We start from the raw sequence: 446 nt of genomic DNA on the forward strand, positions 1-446 counted from the left end.
TGTACATCGAACGCTGGCTAACGGCCCCGATGAAATGCCATAGTGAGATGTTATTCCGTGAGAAAGGGACACCGCAAGGCGGTGTGATTAGCCCGATACTGGCCAATTTATTTCTGCACTACGTTTTCGACAAGTGGATGCAGAAATATCATCCCCGGATGAAATGGTGTCGCTATGCGGATGATGGACTGGTTCATTGCCAGAGTGAAGCTCAGGCCAGAGAAATCTGGCAAAGGTTGGAACACCGTTTCAGGGAATGTGGATTGGCACTGCATCCGGACAAAACCCGGATTGCTTACTGTAAAGATGTAGAACGAAAGGGAAAATATGAACATACCTGTTTTGATTTTCTTGGATATACGTTCAGACCAAGGTGGGTCAAGAACCGTAAAAGAAACAGTTTGTTTGTGAGTTTTACACCGGCAGTCAGCAAAGCGGCCCAAAAA

1 protein-coding gene is annotated in these 446 nt (G+C 46.4%); it reads left to right on the forward strand.

Going from position 1 to position 446, the window contains the following annotated elements; all coding sequences use genetic code 11:
- A partial coding sequence (locus tag ACGF5R_RS24520) for a reverse transcriptase domain-containing protein (protein ID WP_387693252.1) occupies positions 1-446 on the forward strand: 446 nt, incomplete at both ends.

Origin of the sequence: Photorhabdus sp. RM71S, assembly GCF_042879355.1 — a bacterium.
GTDB lineage: Bacteria > Pseudomonadota > Gammaproteobacteria > Enterobacterales > Enterobacteriaceae > Photorhabdus > Photorhabdus kayaii.